The sequence below is a fragment of the Polycladospora coralii genome, assembly GCF_014773435.2.
Taxonomy (GTDB): Bacteria; Bacillota; Bacilli; order Thermoactinomycetales; family Thermoactinomycetaceae; genus Polycladospora; species Polycladospora coralii.
This window is the reverse complement of the sequence record NZ_JACXAG020000001.1, coordinates 551,016-572,340: the sequence shown is the minus strand read 5'-3', so window position 1 is coordinate 572,340 and position 21,325 is coordinate 551,016. Positions and strand designations below refer to the sequence as shown.

22 protein-coding genes, 1 pseudogene and 1 other annotated feature are annotated in these 21,325 nt (G+C 40.9%); of the genes and pseudogenes, 17 read left to right on the top strand and 6 right to left on the bottom strand.

Going from position 1 to position 21,325, the window contains the following annotated elements; genetic code table 11:
• Nucleotides 1-32 precede the first annotated feature (32 nt).
• Together IC619_RS16685 and sleB are read left to right on the top strand one after the other, a co-directional pair.
• A pseudogene (locus IC619_RS16685) lies at nt 33-329 on the top strand (peptidoglycan-binding domain-containing protein); the annotation flags it as partial.
• 45 nt (nt 330-374) lie between these two features.
• Entirely contained in the window at nt 375-1,034 is a 660-nt protein-coding gene (sleB, locus tag IC619_RS02935) for a spore cortex-lytic enzyme (RefSeq protein WP_347239758.1), read from the top strand.
• A gap of 46 nt (nt 1,035-1,080) precedes the next feature.
• Here sleB and IC619_RS02930 read toward each other — a convergent pair whose 3' ends face one another.
• A complete protein-coding gene (locus IC619_RS02930) occupies nt 1,081-1,422 on the bottom strand; it encodes a hypothetical protein (protein WP_191138637.1) in 342 nt (113 codons plus the stop codon).
• Nucleotides 1,423-1,608: 186 nt separating this feature from the next.
• Between IC619_RS02930 and IC619_RS02925 the strand changes: the two genes are divergently transcribed.
• Nucleotides 1,609-3,969, top strand: a complete 2,361-nt coding sequence (locus IC619_RS02925) for an endonuclease MutS2 (RefSeq protein ID WP_191138636.1) — start codon at nt 1,609-1,611, stop codon at nt 3,967-3,969.
• A gap of 154 nt (nt 3,970-4,123) precedes the next feature.
• Here the strand turns inward: IC619_RS02925 and IC619_RS02920 are convergent, their stop codons facing one another.
• Nucleotides 4,124-4,399 (bottom strand): hypothetical protein, encoded by a 276-nt coding sequence (locus IC619_RS02920; protein WP_191138635.1) that lies wholly within the window; start codon nt 4,397-4,399, stop codon nt 4,124-4,126.
• Nucleotides 4,400-4,595: 196 nt separating this feature from the next.
• On the opposite strand from IC619_RS02920, the gene IC619_RS02915 reads away from it, so the two are divergent.
• Together IC619_RS02915 and IC619_RS17000 are read left to right on the top strand one after the other, a co-directional pair.
• The gene (locus IC619_RS02915; protein ID WP_191138634.1) at nt 4,596-5,483 is read left to right on the top strand and encodes an SDR family oxidoreductase; all 888 of its coding nucleotides are present in this window, start codon (nt 4,596-4,598) and stop codon (nt 5,481-5,483) included.
• 9 nt (nt 5,484-5,492) lie between these two features.
• Nucleotides 5,493-5,624 carry a hypothetical protein gene (locus tag IC619_RS17000; protein WP_283770916.1) on the top strand — a complete coding sequence of 44 codons (132 nt, stop codon included), beginning with the start codon at nt 5,493-5,495 and terminating at the stop codon, nt 5,622-5,624.
• A gap of 123 nt (nt 5,625-5,747) precedes the next feature.
• On the opposite strand, the gene IC619_RS02910 is transcribed toward IC619_RS17000, so the two are convergent.
• A complete protein-coding gene (locus IC619_RS02910) occupies nt 5,748-6,719 on the bottom strand; it encodes a glycosyltransferase family protein (RefSeq protein WP_191138633.1) in 972 nt (323 codons plus the stop codon).
• Between the two features lie 64 nt (nt 6,720-6,783).
• Nucleotides 6,784-7,230 (bottom strand): YncE family protein, encoded by a 447-nt coding sequence (locus IC619_RS02905; RefSeq protein ID WP_191138632.1) that lies wholly within the window; start codon nt 7,228-7,230, stop codon nt 6,784-6,786.
• 563 nt (nt 7,231-7,793) lie between these two features.
• On the opposite strand from IC619_RS02905, the gene IC619_RS02900 reads away from it, so the two are divergent.
• On the top strand, nt 7,794-7,985 hold the full coding sequence (locus tag IC619_RS02900) for a hypothetical protein (protein WP_191138631.1): 192 nt from the start codon (nt 7,794-7,796) through the stop codon (nt 7,983-7,985).
• 100 nt (nt 7,986-8,085) lie between these two features.
• Here the strand turns inward: IC619_RS02900 and rarD are convergent, their stop codons facing one another.
• The gene (rarD, locus tag IC619_RS02895; protein WP_347239750.1) at nt 8,086-9,003 is read right to left on the bottom strand and encodes an EamA family transporter RarD; all 918 of its coding nucleotides are present in this window, start codon (nt 9,001-9,003) and stop codon (nt 8,086-8,088) included.
• A gap of 108 nt (nt 9,004-9,111) precedes the next feature.
• Between rarD and IC619_RS02890 the strand changes: the two genes are divergently transcribed.
• The 8 genes from IC619_RS02890 to leuS all read left to right on the top strand — a co-directional run bounded on the left by IC619_RS02890 (nt 9,112) and on the right by leuS (nt 17,116).
• On the top strand, nt 9,112-10,161 hold the full coding sequence (locus IC619_RS02890) for an aromatic acid exporter family protein (protein ID WP_191138630.1): 1,050 nt from the start codon (nt 9,112-9,114) through the stop codon (nt 10,159-10,161).
• Nucleotides 10,162-10,260: 99 nt separating this feature from the next.
• Complete coding sequence (locus tag IC619_RS02885) at nt 10,261-10,770, top strand: YqeG family HAD IIIA-type phosphatase (protein ID WP_191138714.1); 510 nt, start codon at nt 10,261-10,263, stop codon at nt 10,768-10,770.
• Nucleotides 10,767-11,879, top strand: a complete 1,113-nt coding sequence (yqeH, locus tag IC619_RS02880; RefSeq protein ID WP_191138629.1) for a ribosome biogenesis GTPase YqeH — start codon at nt 10,767-10,769, stop codon at nt 11,877-11,879. The genes IC619_RS02885 and yqeH overlap by 4 nt, the downstream gene beginning before the upstream one ends.
• Before the next feature lie 21 nt (nt 11,880-11,900).
• Entirely contained in the window at nt 11,901-12,734 is an 834-nt protein-coding gene (gene aroE, locus IC619_RS02875; RefSeq protein WP_347239749.1) for a shikimate dehydrogenase, read from the top strand.
• Between the two features lie 78 nt (nt 12,735-12,812).
• On the top strand, nt 12,813-13,424 hold the full coding sequence (locus tag IC619_RS02870; protein ID WP_191138628.1) for a nicotinate-nucleotide adenylyltransferase: 612 nt from the start codon (nt 12,813-12,815) through the stop codon (nt 13,422-13,424).
• Complete coding sequence (yqeK, locus tag IC619_RS02865; RefSeq protein WP_191138627.1) at nt 13,387-13,950, top strand: bis(5'-nucleosyl)-tetraphosphatase (symmetrical) YqeK; 564 nt, start codon at nt 13,387-13,389, stop codon at nt 13,948-13,950. Before IC619_RS02870 ends, yqeK begins: the two co-directional genes overlap by 38 nt.
• Before the next feature lie 28 nt (nt 13,951-13,978).
• The gene (gene rsfS / locus IC619_RS02860; protein ID WP_191138712.1) at nt 13,979-14,326 is read left to right on the top strand and encodes a ribosome silencing factor; all 348 of its coding nucleotides are present in this window, start codon (nt 13,979-13,981) and stop codon (nt 14,324-14,326) included.
• Between the two features lie 62 nt (nt 14,327-14,388).
• Nucleotides 14,389-14,604 (top strand) — a binding site (T-box leader).
• 55 nt (nt 14,605-14,659) lie between these two features.
• Nucleotides 14,660-17,116: a leucine--tRNA ligase gene (gene leuS / locus IC619_RS02855; RefSeq protein ID WP_191138626.1), complete on the top strand. Its 2,457-nt coding sequence runs from the start codon at nt 14,660-14,662 to the stop codon at nt 17,114-17,116.
• 252 nt (nt 17,117-17,368) lie between these two features.
• Here the strand turns inward: leuS and IC619_RS02850 are convergent, their stop codons facing one another.
• Complete coding sequence (locus IC619_RS02850; protein WP_191138625.1) at nt 17,369-18,457, bottom strand: choice-of-anchor I domain-containing protein; 1,089 nt, start codon at nt 18,455-18,457, stop codon at nt 17,369-17,371.
• A gap of 82 nt (nt 18,458-18,539) precedes the next feature.
• Between IC619_RS02850 and IC619_RS02845 the strand changes: the two genes are divergently transcribed.
• The 3 genes from IC619_RS02845 to IC619_RS02835 all read left to right on the top strand — a co-directional run bounded on the left by IC619_RS02845 (nt 18,540) and on the right by IC619_RS02835 (nt 21,072).
• Nucleotides 18,540-18,677, top strand: a complete 138-nt coding sequence (locus IC619_RS02845) for a hypothetical protein (RefSeq protein WP_191138624.1) — start codon at nt 18,540-18,542, stop codon at nt 18,675-18,677.
• A gap of 476 nt (nt 18,678-19,153) precedes the next feature.
• The gene (locus tag IC619_RS02840; protein WP_191138623.1) at nt 19,154-19,852 is read left to right on the top strand and encodes a hypothetical protein; all 699 of its coding nucleotides are present in this window, start codon (nt 19,154-19,156) and stop codon (nt 19,850-19,852) included.
• Between the two features lie 11 nt (nt 19,853-19,863).
• Entirely contained in the window at nt 19,864-21,072 is a 1,209-nt protein-coding gene (locus IC619_RS02835) for a helix-turn-helix domain-containing protein (RefSeq protein WP_191138622.1), read from the top strand.
• The last annotated feature ends 253 nt before the right edge of the window (nt 21,073-21,325 follow it).

The window sequence follows — 21,325 nt, the reverse complement described above, 5'->3', positions numbered from 1 at the left end:
CATCATAATTCCAACCTGGAAAGGGTTGAATCATGATGCATATGCGCTATTGGTATATTACCTTGACTCTCATCACAATCGTGGGATTTATTGTAGTTGGTGAAGGAAAGGTAATCTCAGCAATGAATCCTGAGTACGCTTATACGAAAATCCATCTCGAAAAAGGATCGACAGGTGGAGATGTATGGGATTTACAAGGGAGGTTGAAATACTTAGGGTTTTACACGGGAGATGTAGATGGGAAATTTAGAGATAGAACTTATAAAGCCGTACGTCTATTCCAATATGAATTTGGATTACCGATTGACGGTATTGTAGGAAATGAGACTTGGAAAAAGTTAAGAAAAGCGACGAACGATTACCATCCATCTAAGATTGAGAAAAGGTTCCCCTCGCCCAAGATAAAAAGAGGAGATTCAGGTGGGAATGTGTATGATATTCAAGGGCGACTGAAATACTTAGGTTTTTTCACAGGTAAGATTGATGGCCAGTTTGGTGATCGGACACAGAAGGCTGTACGATTGTTCCAGTACGAGTTTGGATTGAAAATTGATGGTATCGTGGGTGCAAAAACATTGTCGAAACTGAAAGCGGCAACGACGAAATATGCACCTCCAAAAGCGACCCCATCCTCGCCCAAGACGAATAAGCCTCCTGTACCGAAGTCATCAGCTGGCATGAGTCAAGCTGATATCCAGCTACTGGCACAGGCCGTGTATGCGGAAGGACGAGGAGAACCATATGTTGGACAAGTTGCGATTGCAGCTGTAATCTTAAATCGGTTAGAAAGTCAGCAATTTCCTAATACGATTTCGGGGATCATTTATCAGCCACTAGCGTTTGAAGCAGTAGCAGACGGGCAAATAAACTTGCCTCCTAATGATACCGCTCGTAAAGCAGTGATGGATGCATTAAATGGATGGGATCCAGCCGAAGGAGCGGTCTACTACTTTAACCCAGATCGTGCTACTTCTAAATGGATCTGGAGCCGTCCCCAAATTAAAACGATTGGGAAACATATTTTCATGAAATAAGGTAAAGGCTCTTCTTCTGACTCAATTCAGTGGAAGAGCCTTTTCTCTAAGGTTTTGCATAGCGAGCTCCAGTAGGTGCAAATAAGTCAAACAAGCCAATCCAAATGGCGAGAAATGCGATAGCGAATAAAGGAATATCAAGCGTAGCACTAAAAAATGCATAGAGCCAAAAGGTGAAAGCAGAGCTAAATGTGCCAATGATCGCACGTGCAAAAGGAGAGAGAGAGCCCCCACTAATCAACTCGATCGAAGCACCTAGTAGCATAATAAACAACGCAGCTAAAATAGTCGTGAGAGGTGTGCTTTTCATGTTGGGAATGATCGGTTTTAAAACCTCGATCGATAAGACTACGCCGCAAAAGCGAAAGAGTAGCTTAAATATAAACACGGTGATCGCATCCTTCGTTACCATATAGTTGATATTATTCTAACCCAAAAGAAATTTTTTACGTGAAAGATGTCGTGTTATACTGAGAGATAGATGAAGTGAACTCGTTTCAGTCAAGGCTGAAACATCGGGGAATCGGGTGGAGGTCTGAAACCACCTCAAAGATCAAGATAGAGGAGAATCGATGTGGAGCATTGGATGTTAAATCCGCTTGAGTTTAATCAAGTAAAAGATTTATTAAAAGAACAAGCTTCTACTTTGCTTGGAAAAGAAAAAGTGGAAGAAATCACGCCTTCGTCTACATATATAGAAGTAAAAGAACGCCTACAAGCTACACAAGAAGGAATCGACTTCTTGCGTTTAAAAGGGGAGATGTCATTAGGTGGCATTCGTAATGTTCTCCCACAGGTTAAGCGGTCGACGATTGGTGGGATATTATCTGAGACCGAGCTATTGGAGGTTTCCAGTACAATTTCTGCTGGTCGCAGGGTGAAATCGACCGTCAGGCAAGTTGAAATTGAGGTGGCTGAACTTCCTTTGCTTCGTTCCTTAACTGAAGGAATCGAAAGCCTCGATCATCTAGAGGAGAGTCTAACAGTCAGTATTGATGAGCAAGGATTTGTCGTAGATCAAGCTAGTCCAGCACTCGCCAAAGTAAGGCGAGCGATCGCCCAATATCGACAACAAGTGAACCAAACCCTACAGCAAATCTTACGCAATTCCAATTACCAGAAAATGATGCAAGAGGCTATTATCACACAGCGTTATGATCGTTATGTTATTCCTGTTAAGCAAGAGTATCGTTCTGCTTTCGGTGGACTCGTTCATGACCAATCAGCGTCCGGCGCCACTTTATTCATAGAACCAGAAGCAGTTGTTCAACTTAATAACCGCCTACGCGAAAAAGAATTGGAAGAGGAAAGAGAAGTAGAACGTATCTTATCCATTTTGACGGGACAAGTTGCAGAGGTAGCAGATGGGCTGATGCAAAATTTAAGTATTTTGGCTCATGTTGATTTTATATTTGCTAAAGCACGCTATGCATATGTAGCGAAAGCGGTTTGTCCTGTACTGACATCCAATCGTACCTTACGCTTAAAGCAAGCAAGACATCCTTTAATTCCTGCTGATGAAGTCGTGCCCACTAGCATTGAATTAAACGATGAACAACATGCACTTATCATTACGGGGCCTAATACAGGTGGAAAAACAGTTACGCTTAAAACGATTGGATTACTGGCACTCATGACACAGTGTGGATTTCCGATTCCAGCAGAAGAAGAGAGTTTGATGCCTGTTTTTGCTGGGATATATGCTGATATTGGGGACGAACAAAGTATTGAGCAAAGTTTAAGTACATTTTCAGGTCACTTAACTAATATTATACGTATTCTAAAAGCGGTAGAAGGGCATAGCCTCGTACTCTTAGATGAACTAGGAGCCGGAACAGATCCCACAGAGGGAGCGGCACTTGCCATCGCCATTTTAGAAGAAATAATGGGACAAGGTAGCACAGTTATTGCCACTACACACTATAGTGAACTAAAATTATTTGCTCACTCTCATCCACAAGCCCTTAATGCAAGCGTCGAATTTGATGTGGAAACTTTAAGCCCTACTTATCGGCTATTGGTCGGGGTACCAGGAAAAAGTAAGGCTTTTGCCATTTCCAATCGCCTGGGATTACCAGAATGGATCATTCAAGCGGCTAAACAACAATTATCTTCCGATGAAAACCGCTTAGAAGATATGATTACGCTACTCGCTACTGATCGAAAGCAGGCAGAAGTAGATCGACAGGAAGCCACGCGCTTACGTGAAGAAACTGAAAAACATTATCAAGAATGGATGGCCAAAGTAGAAGCATGGGATGAAGAAAAAGCGAAGTTAAAAGAAAAAGCGAGACAAGAGGCCCGTCAAATCGTAAATGAAGCGACACGTGAATCTGAAGATTTATTGAAACAACTCCGTCAGTGGGCTAAAGAACGTCCGGATCAGTTAAAAGAGCATCAGTTGACTGAAGCGAAGAAACGATTAGAAGCAGCTGTGCCTGAACTGGAGCTACCGCAGAAGCAAAGAAGAGGAAAGACCCATGATCAAATCGACGTGGGAGATGAAGTGTTGGTCTTGTCGCTTGGTCAGACGGGAACAATCGTTTCAAAGCAAAGCGATCACGTCTTTCAAGTTCAGATTGGCTTTTTAAAGACAAAAGTAAATCGGCATGATTTGGAGAAAAAAGCATCTAAGCCGCAAACAAAGAAAAAAGCGAAAGGGCTAACCTCCATTACTCGTTCCAAGGAGCATGTAAGACCAGAGCTCGACTTACGTGGAAAGCTTGTCGAAGAAGCGATCGGTGATATTGATAAATATGTAGATGATGCCATATTGGCAGGATATAAACAAGTAAGCCTGATTCACGGTAAAGGCACAGGTGCATTACGTGCTGGTATACAGGATTTTCTTCGTAGCCATCGTAATATTAAAAGCATGCGTCTCGGAAGCCAAGGCGAAGGTGGATCTGGTGTAACGGTGATTGAACTATCATAAAAGTAGGTGACCAATATGAAGTATCTCCCGCCCATATTAGGAAGCATCTCGTTGCTTTTCTTTATCGTGGGATTAATTTGGTTTTTCTTCAATGCGTGAAAAAAGCATAAGGACGTGTGTACCCTCACGCTTTTTTCACTATTTGTGTAAGATGTTAACTAAATCTAGTAGGGGTAAACGTAATACATGTTGCTAATCGCAGGTTGATCACACCACGATTTCGAACAGGTCTGCCATTGGTTACGAGGGTGATTAGTGGCGGGAGCGTGGGATTAACGCGACATACGACAATATAAAAATCACCAGGATTAACCGGAATTGTGCGTATATTTCGTGGGTTTGCCCCTCCGCAACATACTTGTCTTTGACCGTTCGATACATTAACTACACGGATATTGTTACCAATGCCACATGCTTTTAAATTTTGCAATGTGAACATCCTTTCTTATCATAATATGAATATATGATACTATATGAAACAATCAGAAAATGGTTTGAGCGCTTGTCTCGATGAATATCCCTTTATAAATCAATTTCAACTGAAGTTGAGGATCATGATTTTTCAACTACTCATAGAAAAATCATGCAAACCGACACACTTGAATGATAGTAGGAGGACAATCTTATTGAAAAAGATATTAATAGCAGGAGCAACGGGTTATTTGGGGCGTTATTTGGTACAAACCTTTAAAACGAAAGGATATGAAGTGCATGTCCTAGTGCGAAATGAGAAGCGGTTAAAAGAGAAGGGACCATTTGCGTCTCCTGCCATCGCCCACTTAGCAGATGAAGTCCACATTGGAGACGTTTGTGATCCAGCCACGCTTACTGGTGTATGTGAAGGTATCGACTTTGTTTGTTCAGCCGTTGGCATTACCCGCCAAATCGGGAAACAAACCTTTTGGGATGTAGATTATCAAGGAAATTTAAACTTATTACGAGAAGCAGAGCAAGCTCAAGTGAAACAAATGATGTACATACATGCCTTTCAGGCAGAACAGTTGAATAACAACTTAACCAAAGCCAAAGAAGCTTTTGCCACCGCTTTAAAAAACGCCTCTCTCGACTTTATCATCATAAAACCAACTGGCTATTTTTCTGATTTGACCGCTTACTTAGATATGGCTGAAAAAGGAAGAGTCTACTTGATCGGCTCGGGTGCTTATCGACTAAATCCTATACATGGTCAAGATTTGGCGAACTACTGTGCCGAAGTGCTAGATGTACAGCATCATGCGATATTAGATATTGGTGGACCTGTTATTTATCAGCATCAGCAATTGGCGCAACTCGCAGTAGAAGCAACTGGAAAACAAGCAAAAGTAACACACATTCCACAAAATATTTTGAAAGTAGCGGTTGTGGCTTCCCGTCTTCTAGGTTCGAGAATCCATACCTTAGCCCAGTTTTTTTATGCGGGCGTGACACGTGACATGGTGGCGCCGCAATTTGGTACCCATCACTTAGACACCTATTTTAAGGAAAAAGTGAATCAACAGCCACCCGTAAGCTAAGGTGCATGCATGTACGAGATCAAGCAATTGAATTACCATGAGGTTGCAGAAACAAAAGGAATTGAAGTCGTCATGGATGATATCCATATCTTTTCCACAACTTCTATCATTTCAAAGTGTACAGGTAAAAGTGGTGTTTAAAAAGGCTATAACCTCAACCGGTCTCTGGCACGGAATGTGACATAGATCGGAGAGGTTTTAGTAGAGGGGTACATGTATTAAGTGGCATGATGAGCGAAATCATGTCCCGTATGCAGTGTGTATTCAAGAATTTCTCACGTGCTTTAATAAGGATTGAATCCGCTTATCGTAAGTGTTTTCTTGTAATGTTTTGCGATAACCATCGATTGCAACCTGGTTCCGTTCTTCGTGATGTTTCAAGTAATATTCCGCTTTTTTTATAAATAAGTCTGCTGAATTAAAAGTTTCAATTTCTTGTTGTGGTGTATAAAATTGCTCTAAATCAGGACGCATATCGGTTAATTGAAAGGTTTTGCAACTTAAAATTTCGAAAGTTCTGTTATTTATAGAAAAAGCTGGAATATTATGTTTGTTTTTATTAATTTTCTTATCTGCATCAAGACGATGCAAATTCAAAACGATTTTAGCACCATTGTAGTAACGTGCGGTATCTTTGGGTTTGAGCCACTTCCCTAGGATGATTTTTTCTTTTAATCGTGAATAATGGTTTAGTTGGTTCCATTTGGGACCGATTAGTTTTACGTTTTTCGTAGATAAATAATCTGCTATAGAATCGATAAATTGGAGTCGATTATCAAAAGCCACACCGATGAAACAAATGTCGGATTGATAGGCGGGGTTTACTTCCAGCGGTCGATATGCTTTTGGATCAGTAGCTAGGGGAAGAAAAAAAACTTTTTTAGCACCACACTCCTTATAAAAGGAAACGCTACCTCGATCTTGTGTAAATACATAATCATATTGTAAGCACAAGGCTTTCGTCGTACTACTATAGTAAGGGTCATCTGTAAGCCAGATAGCCGTTTTAAAACCAAGCTTACGAATAGATGAGATATCTTTACTGAGTGCATCAAACTTATGGCGGTATATGCCGTGAAAAATGAGGACGAGATCAGGATTTGTACTTAGTACGGTATCGACCAAATATCCTTGTCGATACATAATGGCTTTAACCTGCTCTTTAAGTGCACGAAAGATCGCAATCTCAAGTGCAGGGTACGGTCCACGTTCGGTTCCAGAAGAGACAAACAACACTTTTTTAATCTGCTTTTTTTTGATATAAATCCCTCCATTCTCAATCTAACAGCATCTTAATCGGTCATAAAAATAAATTTTTAGAACTTGCGAACCAGTATTTTGCCCATTTCCGAATGGGCAATATGTGTTTGTGTGCAATGGGATCGGTTTTAATCATGAGTGCAAAAACAGATTCGATTATTGCTCCCACTACCCTAGGTATCGTGGTAACAAATCCTGGCTTATGGGTCGTAACCCAAGCACGGTTTAACAGGTTCGACTCTACCAGAATGACGATTAAAAAAGCATTATCAGAGATGGAGATCACGACAGTGGTTTGATCTTGTGTAATGGTAATTCCATCCGGTTTGCCATGTCGATTTAGTGAAGTCTCAGGTGAAAATACACTTACACGGTTATTTCCGGGACGATTGATGTAAATCGCTGATCTGTCCTCTAGGATTGCACGAGTCGCTTGGTCCGAGCTTACATCGATTAGCGTCAGGGTGTTACTCGAATTGGTGGTCACATATGCCTCTTGATCGCTGGCAGGGTGTGAGGAAGGAATTGGGATTTACTCGCATACGAGTATCCACCTGCACATGACTCGATGGAGGACTACTCCTTTTGATCCACTTGTTTCATTGTATGAAGGAGGAATGGGATGTGATTCTAGCATCAGTGGATAGCGTAGCTGAGCAGTGTGTCGATTTGTACGACTAATTTGTAAAATAAAATAAAGATTGACTAATATCGCATTCATAGTATGTAAACAATAGATTGAATGTACTGTATATGAATAAAGGTTTGGTATAATGTTTTTAAGTAAAGCATGACAATATTTTATAAGCGATTTCAATTTTTATTGTATTGCCAAATCTTAGAATGGTGAGTGTACTTGAGGTGATTTTGCAGATGTGTAACTTACATATATGGTATAATTTCAGTGGTGTCGATGAACCAAATTTAGGAAATGGTCAAAAGTACACGATGAGGTACAGATGGAAAATTGAATGAAATCGAGACCATTGGAGTAGCGTCTGATGTTTCAATCTTGGCTGAAACAAGTTCAATATACGAGGAGAGAGTAGCATGTTCACCTATTCAAGCCAGCCCTTGCCGACAAAAACGGGGTATCGTCAAGTTTTAGAACGTAGCTATCAGCGTGCACGGCATAAAATGGAGCGGATGATCGAAGAGCCTCATCGCTTTACACAAGAGGAAATCGAAGCATTACAAGCTTATTTAGCCCAACTCGAGAAAGAGATGTATCTGTATCATTGATTTTAAAAAAATTAGAATATTAATTTATTTAAGCGAGTCATGGCGACTTAAACGGTGTGGATCGTTTACAAAAGGAAAGTATTCAAGTTAGGTTCCCCATTCATGATGGGGATCTAACTTGTTTAGCATGCACTTGCCTGGTGTGACTTAGGACGAAGAGTGCGAGGGCGATCCATATACAACTGAAGGTAATCAGTTGAGTAGAGGAAAAAGGTTCCTGATAAAGAAATACACCGATCATAAAGGAAATTGTAGGGGCGATATACTGTAAAAAACCGATCATATACAATGGAATCATCTGTGCCCCCTTGGCGAACAACAACAAGGGTACAGCAGTCACGATTCCTGCGCCAGATAAGAGAAGGATGGTAACCCAATCCCCATGAATGAATTGACTATCTCCATTTATAATGAGATAGAAAAGATATAATAAAGAAGCAGGCAGAATGACCAATGTTTCGAGGGTTAATCCGTGTAACGGTCCGACTGCGAGTAGTTTTTTTGCTAAACCATATAAGCCAAACGAGATAGCTAAAATGAGTGCGATCCAAGGGAATTCTCCGTGTTGAACAGTTGAAAATAAGACACCGATCCCTGCAATGATCGTAGCAAGGGTTTGTAATGCATTCATACGCTCTTTTAAAAAGAGATAGCCTAACAGAACGCTCACAAGGGGATTAATATAATAGCCAAGACTTGCTTCTAAGATGGCATCATGATTCACAGCCCAGATATAAGTGAACCAGTTGATGGTGATCAAGATGGCTGCGATTAAGAGAAGCCACAGAGACTTATGATCCTTGAAGAGTTTACATATGGTTTTCCAAAGTGATGATAAACCACTTGTCAGGGTAAGAATAAGAAAGACAAAGACAAAAGACCAGATCAAGCGATGTGCAAGAATTTCGAGAGAAGAAACATGTTCGATCATTTTCCAGTAGAGGGGAAGTAATCCCCACATGAGATAGGAAAATGTCGTGTAAATCACGCCTTTACGATGCTCAGTCAGGGTTAACACTCCTTTCTGTTGCAGTTAAATTACCATAACCGACCTGATTCGACAATCATTTTTTATTGTATACTGAAAGAGCCACTCTTTTTTGCAAGATCGAGGTGAACTTGTACGATGTTTAAAATTGGCTATCGGACATTGAAGACAGCAGTAGGATGTGGACTTGCCGTTGCGATTGCACAAGGGTTATCGTTACAGTTTTACGCAGCGGCCGGTGTGATTGCGATTTTAAGTATAAAAACAACGAAGAAAAGGTCATACCAAAGTGCGATTGATCGCTTTGTGGCTTGTATCCTTGCAATTGGAATCGCAGCCATCATTTTTCCAATCACGGGTTATGTACCATGGGCCATTTCCATCATCCTATTATTGCTCTTTCCACTGGGCGTAACTCTAAAAGTGACAGAAGGTTTAGTGACGAGCGTAGTCGTACTGCTCCATTTTTACACATTGGGAGAGATGAGTAGCAAATGGGTGATAAATGAGCTGATCTTAATTACCATTGGCATTGGTATTGCGTTACTTGTGAATCTGTATATGCCAAGTGTGGAAAAAGATTTGAAAAGTTATCGTGTGAAGATTGAAAGCAATTTTCAATTGATTTTTCAAGAATTTGCTTACTATCTACGACATGGAGAAAGTGATTGGGACGGAAAAGAGATTGTGGAAACGGATGCGTTATTACAAAAAGCAAAAGAGATTGCTTTACTAGATATCGAGAATCATGCATATGATCGTGAATATAATTACTATCGTTACTTCAATATGAGGAGTAAACAATTTGAAATTATCGAACGGATACTTCCGTCCGTTTCTTCTTTTAATGCTTGTGTTGAACAAGGGGAAGAAGTGGCTGCTTTCCTGGATCACATCGCAGACGCAGTATGTCCCCACAATTCGGCACATCTTTTTTTAGACGAACTGGAAGAGATGCGAAAGAAATTTAAGCACTCCCCTCTGCCCACTACTCGAAAAGAATTTGAAATGCGGGCCTCCTTAATGCATATTGTAGAAGAAATGAAGCGTTATTTAATCCTCAAGCAAAGTTTGAAAATAAAAGCTCGGGAAGCTGGAAAGCTGGGTTCCCATAAACATTTATGGGAAGGGGAAGGATTACGGTTACAAACAGTTACAATTAAAGTGCGAAATTGGTTGAAGCGGTAAAATCACATAAAGAAGGAAGCTTTTGCATCTGCGGCTTCTCTGTGGTATATTTAGTGCCGAAAAGTTTGAATTAGACGAGGTGAATCTGTGTTTAAATCAATGATACCAAATCTGTATGTAGAGTCTATATACGCGATTAACTTACACGAATTAAAAGATAGAGGCATAAAAACCGTTATCGTTGATTTGGACAACACGCTTGTCGAATCAACGCGTCCCGAAGCGACACCAAAGCTGATCAAGTGGTTAGCACAATTAAAAGGGTTGGGGTTTCAAGTGATGATCGTTTCCAATAATAATCGGAATCGGGTCTCTACATTTGCCAGCCCGCTCCAAATTCCATTTATTTATACAGCAAAAAAACCCCTAACACTTGCATTTAAAAGAGCATTAAAAAAGATGGGCTCACAGAAAGAAGAGACGGTTGTGATAGGGGATCAGTTACTCACGGATGTATTTGGGGGGAACCGTATGGGCATCTATACCATTTTGGTTACACCAGTATGTGAAACTGATGGATATTTGACACGTGTGAACAGAAGAATTGAGCGGCTCTTATTTCGCTGGATGGAAAAGAAAGGGCTTCTTAGCTGGGAGGAAAAGCATTGAGTTCGGAAGAAAAACAGTTTCATTGTGAGGGTTGTGGTGTAAAGCTACAAAGTGAATCACCTGATCACTTGGGCTATGCCCCCCCTTCTGCATTTGAACGTGAATATATCTTATGTAAACGTTGTTATCGGATTAGGCATTATGGTGAAATCGCTTCGATTTCTCAAAATCCAGATGAATATTTGAAAAAATTAGGGGAAATCGCCAATACGGATAGTTTAGTGGTGCAAGTGATCGATTTATTTGATTTTTCAGGTAGTTGGATCCCAGGTATCCACCGCCATATCGGTAAAAATCCGTTGTTGATCTTAGCTAATAAAACCGATCTATTTCCGAAATTGACCAAATGGGGACGTGTACGGGAGTGGATCTATGCGCTAGCAAAAGAATTAGGCATGAAACCGCTTGATGTGGTTCTTACAAGTGCCGTAAAAGGAACCAAAATGGAAGAGGCAATAGCCGCAATTGAACATCATCGCCGAGGAAAAGATGTGTATATCGTAGGAACGACTAATGCCGGTAAATCCACTTTTATTAATCGTCTGATTCGAGATTTAGAAGGATCCTTTGAAGATGTGATCACTACATCACCTTATCCGGGCACTACGCTAGACATGATTCGAATTCCCCTAGATGATGGTAAAAGCTTAATTGATACACCGGGTATTGTTCGGTCTGATCGCTTGAGTGAATGGATGACACCAGAAGAATTAAAAGTGGTCGTACCTGCTGATACCGTAAAACCACGAGGTTATCAACTTCAGGATCAACAAACGATTTTTTTAGGTGGGATGATTCGGATTGATTATGTAAAAGGCGAGCGGCAATCATTTGTATGCTACACGTCTAATCCTTTATATATTCATCGTACTAAATCAGAGAATGCGGATCGCATTGCCGGTGAGCAACGTGGTAAGTTGCTGGTGCCGCCTGCTGACCCATCCCGCTTACCAGCTTGGGTCAAACATGATATTCACTTAAATGGGCAAGAGAAACAAGATATTGTCATCTCTGGCTTGGGTTGGATTTCAACTGGATCGGAAAAAGCGACAATCCGTGTGTGGGCACCTAAAGGTGTACAAGTTACCACGCGTAAAGCAATCATTTAAGTCATTCGAGGAGGTAAAAAAGTGAACGTTCTGGCTCTAATCGGTTGTCCAGTCGCCCATTCCAAGTCTCCACGGATGTTTAATACGGCTTTTCAAGATACCCAGCTTCCCTATGTTTATTTGGCGCACCATGTAGAACCCCATCAGCTAGAAAGGGCTGTAAATGGTCTTAAAACATTAGGTTATGAAGGGTTTAACGTTACGATTCCGTATAAAGAGGCTATGATGAACTTGGTAGATGAATTAGATGAATCAGCCCAAGTAATCGGTGCGATCAATACAGTGGTGCATCGAGAAGGGAAATGGATCGGGTATAATACAGATGGAGCAGGCTACCTTCGTTCTTTACGGGAGTCCATCGCTATCGATTTAAATCACTGTAAGGTGGTGATGATCGGTGCGGGTGGTGCGGCTCGTGCAGTCGGATATGCCCTCTGCACGCATGGTATTCAACACTTAACCATTGTAAATCGGACAGTCAAAAAAGCAAACGAGCTGGCCAATCAACTCGCATCACGAGGACAGACGAACTTTCTAGCCCTTGCAGATGCAGAAGAAGTGATTGCCCAAGCTGACCTGATCATTAATACTACATCAGTAGGGATGCACCCTCACACCAAGCAATCACCGATCCCCATCGATTGGATTGGGGCGCATCATATTGTTAGTGATTTGGTGTACAATCCACTTCATACAGCATTATTACAAGGTGCTGAAAAAAAAGGAGCTAAAATCCATACAGGTGATGGCATGTTACTGTATCAAGCGGCGATTGCTTGGGAATTATGGACGAGTCGACCTGCACCCATACCCGTAATGAAAAAGGCACTGGAACAGGCGAATTCATATACTTAAAAACAGGCGTGTCGATCAACTCAAATGATGAAAAATCATACAAATCGACACGCCGGACTTAAAAATGAGGACAGGGTTATGCGAATAGGAATTTTTGGTGGTACCTTTGATCCGATACATATTGGCCACCTGCTTCTTGCCGAACAAGCGATGACATATGGACAGTTAGATGAAGTTTGGTTCATACCGGCAGGAGAGCCACCACATAAACGTGATAAGCAAATTACGAATGCCCACCATCGTTTCAACATGCTGGAATTAGCACTTGCAGATCATCCTCGCTTTAAATGTTTACGTATTGAATTAGAGCGAATTGGACCTTCCTACACAGTGGATACGGTTGTCCAATTAGGTGCACAGCACCCAAATGTACAATTTTTTCTACTAATTGGGGCAGATATGGTGAAAGATTTGCCGAATTGGTATAAAATAAAGAAAACCCTACAATTTGTTCAAGTGATTGCACTCGGAAGACCGGGCTATGCCATTGAAGCTCTACCCTCATTTATTCAAGACAAAGTTCATTTCATTCCAGATGCGATCGAGATGAATGTCTCCTCTTCTTGGATCAGAAAAAAAATCAATCAGCACCAGACGACACGCTATCTGATACCGGAGCGATCTTATCAGTATCTGAAGGAGAATCATCTCTATGAACCTAGACATACTCAAGCAAGCGACGAAAAATGAATTGCCTACTTCCAGATGGGAACATACGCTTCGTGTTCTAGATACCGCCATCGATTTGATACAAGATAGGCAAATTGATCTCCTCTCCATTCAGGTCGCCGCTGTTTTACATGATTTTTGTAAATTTTGGCCAGATGAGGAACTGAAAAAGTGGATTTTAAAGTATGAATTACCACGTGATTTACTACATTACCATAAAGAAATTTGGCATGCACCGGTAGGCGCAGAAGTTGCTCGTATAAAATGGGGCATTACGGATGAAGCTATTCTTAATGCTATTCGTTATCACACAACAGGTCGCCCAGAGATGACAGAGATCGAGAAAATTATTTTTGTAGCAGACTATATTGAACCTGGTAGAAAATTTCCAGATGTTGAAGAAGTGCGGAAGACCGCTGAAACGCATTTAGATGGTGCTGTTGCCCAGTCATTACGAAATACGATCTCATTTTTGGAAAGTCGAAATCAGATGGTTTATCCATTAACCCTACAAGCTTATGGTTATTATAAGCATTGTTTGGGGTAAAGGATTAAAAAACGAATTTAAGGGAGGAATCTCGTTGAATTTAGTGGAAATCGCTCAATTAGCAGCTACAGCTGCCGAGGAAAAGAAAGCACACGGGGTAACCATATTAGATATTCGTGAGCTTTCGGCATTTGCGGATTACTTTGTCATTTGTCATGGTAATTCTCAGACGCAAGTTCAAGCAATCGTATCCGAAATCAAAGAAAAAGCGCAACAATCCAATATCCTAGTGAAAGGGATTGAAGGATATCGGGATGCGCGCTGGGTACTGATCGATCTCGGTGATGTAGTTGTACATGTTTTCCACAAAGATGAGCGAGACGTCTATGACCTCGAGCGTCTGTGGGGAGACGCTGAGTACGTTCAAGTTCAATAAAGCGGAAAAACAAAAAAATATTGACATAGATTGAAGAAATTGCATATAATGTGAACTAAATATTTCATGCAAAGCTTTGGAGTAGTAATTTGTTTGTCCAGTGCAGAGAGTTGACGGTTTGGTGCGAGTCAACCTGGTACGACAAGTGAACTCGCCTTAGCGTATTCGAGTCATGACGGTTTATCCTCGTTATTGGATATTGAAGTGAGTGTTTATCTGGAGTAGACACTAATCAGGGTGGTACCGCGGGAAATGTTAACTAACCTCTCGTCCCTAGCAATGAAGCTGGGGGTGGGAGGTTTTATATTTTTTTAAGAAGTGGGAGGTTTTGATATGAACGCTTATCAGCCAAGAGATATCGAAACAAAATGGCAACAACGGTGGGCAGAAACCCAGTTGTACAAAACAGATGAAGACCCATCCAAACCGAAATATTATGCCCTGGAACAATTTCCGTATCCCTCAGGCGAGGGATTACACATGGGGCATACCCGTGTCTATTCTATTGGTGATGTCGTTGCACGCTTTTATCGCATGAATGGCTATCGTGTACTTCATCCGATGGGCGCAGATGCGTTTGGATTACCTGCGGAAAACGCGGCCATTCAGCGTGGGGTTGCACCACGGGACTGGACGCTCAAAAATATGGAACGTATTCGGGAAGAACAGAAAAAAGTAGGCGCTTCTTATGACTGGGATCGGTACTTCGGTAGCTGTACACCAGACTATTACAAATTTACACAGTGGCTCTTTCTCCTCTTTTATGAGCGTGGCCTTGCTTATCGGAAGCAGGCAATGGTTAATTGGTGCCCGACTTGTTCTACTGTACTTGCAAATGAACAAGTCGAGGATGGAAAGTGCTGGCGATGTGACGCTGAAGTAATCAAAAAAGAACTTGAGCAGTGGTTCTTACGTATCACCGACTATGCGGAACGCCTCCTAAATGATTTAGATCAGTTAACAGAATGGCCAGAACGTGTCGTAGCCATGCAGCGCAACTGGATTGGAAAAAGTGAAGGGGCTCACGTCACCTTTGTGATTCCTGAGCTGGAAGATATTACGGTGTTTACGACAAGACCGGATACCCTCTATGGTGTCTCCTATATGGTTGTAGCACCAGAGCATCCCTTGCTCCCGCAATTGATTGCTGGAAAAGAAAATGAAGAAGTGATTCAGCAGTTTGTCACGGAAATGAATAAGCAATCGGAAATGGAGCGGACGGCTTCTGACGCAGATAAGATCGGTTACTTCACTGGCTCATATGCCGTACATCCACTAACCGGTGAACAAGTGCCGATCTGGGTAGCCAACTACGTCTTAATGGATTATGGTACGGGAGCAGTGATGGGCGTACCGGCACATGATGAACGCGACTTCCAGTTTGCACAAAAATATAGTCTGCCCATTCGCCATGTGATCAAACCAGTTGACGGGGTCATAGAAAATCCGGATACTACCGTATATACAGATGAAGGCGTACTCTTTGAGTCAGGTCCTTTTAATGGTATGTTGAAGCAAGAAGCTATTACTGCGATTTCCTTACATCTCGAAGAAAAGGGTCTTGGCGGAAAAACGACCAATTATCGCCTCAGAGACTGGTTGATCTCACGTCAGCGTTACTGGGGAGCACCTATTCCGATGGTATACTGCGATGATTGTGGTGTTGTCCCGGTGCCCAAAGAAGAGCTTCCTGTACAATTACCGGAAGATGTGGTATTTACGGGTAAGGAAAATCCGATCACCACTTCGCGTGCTTTCCTGGAAACTTCTTGTCCCCAGTGCGGTGGGAAAGCGAGACGAGAAACGGATACAATGGATACCTTCATGGACTCCTCGTGGTACTTTTTCCGTTTCACCGATGCAGCAAATGACGAACTGCCGTTTGCGCCTGAAAAAGTGAATCAGTGGATGCAAGTGGATGAATATATCGGAGGAATTGAACACGCGATTCTACATCTCTTGTACTCCCGCTTTTTCACCAAAGTATTATACGATGCAGGTATGGTAAACGTTTCTGAACCGTTTAAGAGCCTTTTAACACAAGGAATGGTCTTAAAAGATGGATTTAAAATGTCGAAGTCGAAAGGGAACGTGGTTAGTCCGCTTGAGATTATAGACCAGTATGGTGCGGATACGGCACGACTCTTCATCTTATTCGCGGCACCCCCTGATCGTGACTTAGACTGGAATGATTCAGGTGTAGAGGGGAGTTATCGCTTCTTAGGTCGCGTCTGGCGCTTGTTTGAACAACATCACCAGCTATTGCAAAGTGAGATTCAACCTGCTGGTTCTCTTGACAAAGACGCCAAAGATTTAAATCGTTTGCTTCATCAAACCATCAAAAAAGTAACCGAAGATATTAAGGATCGGAGTCAATTTAACACAGCCATAAGTAGCATGATGGAACTGGTCAACGGAATGTACACATATCCTGAGCATGCGGATCAAGGCATCATGAAAGATGCGCTCCAAAAATTGGTTATCATGCTGGCACCGTTTGTCCCCCATATCACGGAAGAAATTTGGGAACAAATGGGGCATACCGACAGCATCCATCTCCAACCATGGCCGAACTTTAATCCAGATGCACTCGTACAAGATGAAGTAGAGATTGTGATTCAATTAAATGGTAAAGTGAAAGAGCGCTGTACAGTCCCAGCAAAAGCATCCAAAGAAGAGATCCAAACCACTGTCATGGATCAGCCGAAAGTGCAAGGGCTACTTGAGGGTAAGACCATTCGTAAAGTGATTGTGATCCCAGGACGACTTGTAAATATTGTAGCGAACTAATTGTAGCATGCAGGGGCATATAGAGGCTCCTGCATGCTTACTAATATAGATGTAAACAGGACTCCAATTATAATCTACAAAAAGGTGTGGGACGCCTGGTCTAAGCTTAGTCTACTACCTGTCAGTAGATAGCACTTTTCAAGAATTCCCGTATTCATGTCTAGTCCACTAGAAATGATCAAAAAAAAGACAGGTTTCCGTATTGGAAAGCGCTATCTTCATCATTTGCTATTTTTAATTCCCTTTCGTTTTTTAACTAGATGCAATTTGACCTATAGTCACACCAATGGGGCCATTTCCAACTGCAAAGGTGTTTGTTACGGTTAGCATCTGAACATCAATGATAGAGATGCTATTATCCCGATAGTTGGTGACATAGGCCTTTGTTCCGTCAGGGGTAAAGGCGACTCCAAACGGATTTAATCCTACGGTGATTGTTTTGATCACTTGATCGGTTTGAGGATCGATCACGGATACGGTATTGGTGTTTCCGTTGGTTACAATCACCCTTTCTCCATTAGGAGAAACAGCAACACCAAAAGGACCCACACCAACTGAAATAAAGGATAACTGATTATTGCTCAGATGAATAACAGAAACGTTTGCATTGCTCTCGTTAGTGACATATGCTTTTGTTCCATCTGGTAATATTGCAATGCATAGTGGCCCTGGGCCAATTGGAAAATTGTCAACTTGCGTCTCAGTCATTGTATCAACAATGGATAGGGTGCTGTCATCTTCATTTACCACATAAGCTTTACCATTATCTGGAGAAAGTGCAATACCAAAAGGAGCCATTCCCACTGGAATTGTGTTTGTGACGTTTTGATTGATTAAGTCGATGACAGCTACAGAATTATTACCTGCAGTCGTCACATACGCTTTTTTTCCATCTGAAAATACTGCAATTTTTCTTGGTGTATTTAACATTTCAATTGTGCCCGTTAACGTTTGGTCCATTGTTCTGATGATAGATAAATTAGCTTGATCAGCATTCGTAGCATAAACACTTGTACGATCTGGTGATAAAGCAATTCCTTCAGGTCCACTGATTCGGTTGCCATGATTTAACGTACTAATTGTTTTAATAAGTGTATCGGTCTTACAATCGATTACTGCAACGCTATTACCTAAAAAATTACAAATATATGCCAGAATATCTCCTCTTCTTTGACTCTCCCTACATGCGCGCAAACTTTCTCTGCATGCTTTTCGGTCAGATCTTACTTCATGTAATTTCTCTCTACATGCTTTTCGGTCAGATCTTACTTCATGTAAATTCCCTCTACATTCTCGCAGGTTTTCTCTGCATGCTTTTCTCCCATTTTGACAACGATCCAACTTTTTCTCTATACCTATGGTATATTCTCCTTTCTTTCAATCTTATTCAATAATATGTGAGAAGATGGGAGGAGGATTGGACATGAACGATCATACTGCAAATAAGAGAACTGTGATCGTGATTGGAATGCGTCTATTGATATCAAAAGTGAAGGGATTCGCAAATTTGCATACAGGGAACAAGAACTGGTACTTACCGAGAGATCGCCTAATCCATTAGAAATCATTAGATTACTCATCTCAAGTGTCGGCGTAGAATGTAAATGTGGCACTAAATTCGATCGATCCTCCTTCTACCTCTAATAAAATGCTCATTAAACATTTTCATTCATCCCTGGAAATAAAAGAATCAAGCACAGCTTGATCATTAACATGTATATTAGGTGACGTTTCAAACAGATAAGTGTTTATCTCAATCTCATTAGTTGTTTCTAAAATGCAATAGATCATCCAGGCATACCCATGACACAGGGTTTATCTGTCACTTGAAATATCAAAACCTAAGGATGGAATACTGTAACGCATGTAATCGTAATTGGTATGATGTTATAGCAGATTAAGCTTTCTATTCCTCCTCCAATATATCGTAAATGATAATTTTATTTGCAAAAAAACACAAAAAAGGGTAATAATTTGCAAAAAACAAATTATAGAGGTAAAATGATTGCAATACATATATAAATGAGGGGGAGTCAAGTGGATACTTCGAATGGGTCGAGTGGTATTCTAAATGCTGAGGTAGCTAAAGAAGTCATTGAACGTGAATTTGAGGCGAAGATCAGGAGAAAGCTTACTGAGGCAATCAATCAAGGGTATAAACTGGCTGATGAGCATGTTAAAAAGGAGCCCTTTCTAAGTAGTGGAGTTTTTCAAATACAAACCCGAGGTAATTTGCGTCCTTACGCTATTTGGTACGAAATAAAAAATTATTGTAATGAAGGTTTATTGCCTTTTCAGTGTCGAGTGGTACCAACTAGAAATAAGTCATTTTATTATCTTCAAATATTTACTGATACAATGGAACTTACTATAAGTGCTGTTCAGAGCCCTAAAAATATTGCTCGACCAGCTTTATTTAGGGATTCTAATCATGGATTAAATCAATTAGTGCTTGATTTGTATGGAACTGGTGATACTATAGTTAAGTCTCTACCTTATAAATTTTTGCTTACCCATGGTCATGATGGTGGAAATGAGTATCGCCCGTATTTTATCAATTTAGGACTCCCAAATGAAAAGAGATGGATTGAGAAAATAAACATTTTAGACGAACCGTATGTAATAGAAAAACAAGATTTGGTTCCTGAAGAAAAGATTGAGGATAGTCAAAATGAAGGTCCTAAACTAGTAAAGTTTATCGAGGCCAATCATATCGCCGATAAAGAACTGAAGTGAGGTGTGCGTGTATGGCGATCGATTCCCATAACTCATTTATATTTGAACCAAAGAGGCTTCGTGAAGCTAGAGAAGCCTGCGGAAAAACGATTACTGACTTAGCTGAATTAATCGGAACAACTCACCAATGTATATCTAGATATGAAAACGGGAAAACAGTACCTAAACCAGATAAGGTTAGGGAATTATCGCGTATTTTAGGGTTTCCATACACTTTTTTCTTTAAACCAAAGAAAATAGATGGTGAAGAAACGATTTATTTTCGGAGCTTTGCAACTGCAACGAAGAAGTCAAAAAAGATCCATGAAATTAGAAATAGATGGATACAGGAGATTCATGTTTATTTAGAACATATACTGGAGTTTCCGAGTGTAGATATTCCCAAATTCGGAAGGGGTCCTTCTTATACACCAACAAGATTTAGAGAAATTGACCAAGTAGCAGCATTGGTAAGGAGGCACTGGGGTCTTGGCGAGGGTCCTATTTCAAATATGCTTTTGTTATTAGAGAAAAAAGGAGCTATCGTTTCTCGATCAGACTTTGATGATGATGTTAAAATAGACGCGTGCTCTTATTGGGGGAATAATGACCGCCCTTACATTCTGCTAGGTAGTGATAATAGGGGAGTGAGTAGATCTAAAAACCACAAGTCTTCCGCAGTAAGATCTAGATTTGATTTGGCACATGAATTAGGGCACTTAGTTTTACACGCTGATTTAAAGCCAAGCGAGTTAGGGGACAAAAAAAACCACAAGGTTATAGAGAAAGAAGCAAACAGATTCGCGTCAGCGTTCTTACTCCCCTCTAGTACATTTGGTATGGAAGTGTTCAACAACATCGATCATTTAATTGAGCTGAAAAAACGTTGGAAAGTCTCAATTAGTGCGATGGCTTATAGAGCAAAGAATCTGGAATTATTTACAGACGATCAGTACATATATCTAATGAAAAAAATGAATAAGGAAAAAATATTGTATGAAGAGCCATTGGATGATGAGTTACCTTTTGAGCAACCACAAGTCTTATCCCAATCCATCGAAATGATCTTGGAACATAACGTAAAATCGGCAAAACAGCTGATAGAGGAGATTGGGTTTCCAATTCATATCCTTGAAAAGCTAGTGAATGCAGAACCTGGAACCTTTATAGAAGCGGAAGAGAGTACCCTACCCACTAATCTAGTTCATTTGAAAAATTTCAGAAGCCAAAAAACTGTATAAATACATGCTGTTGAAACTTTCTCAACAGCATGATAGCCTTTACAGCGGTTCAAAGTATGTCTAGATAGGAAAATAGCAAAAATCCACATCCCAGGTATTTTCCGCTATAAAGTTGTTAGGAACCTAACGTTCTATTTGAAGAGGATTTTGTGGAGTTATTTTGCTATGCTGAAAGTCAGCCGGTATTTTTTGATTATATTTTCTTTATTTTACATTAAAAACACCGGAATCTATCAGGGGAACATAAGAATGA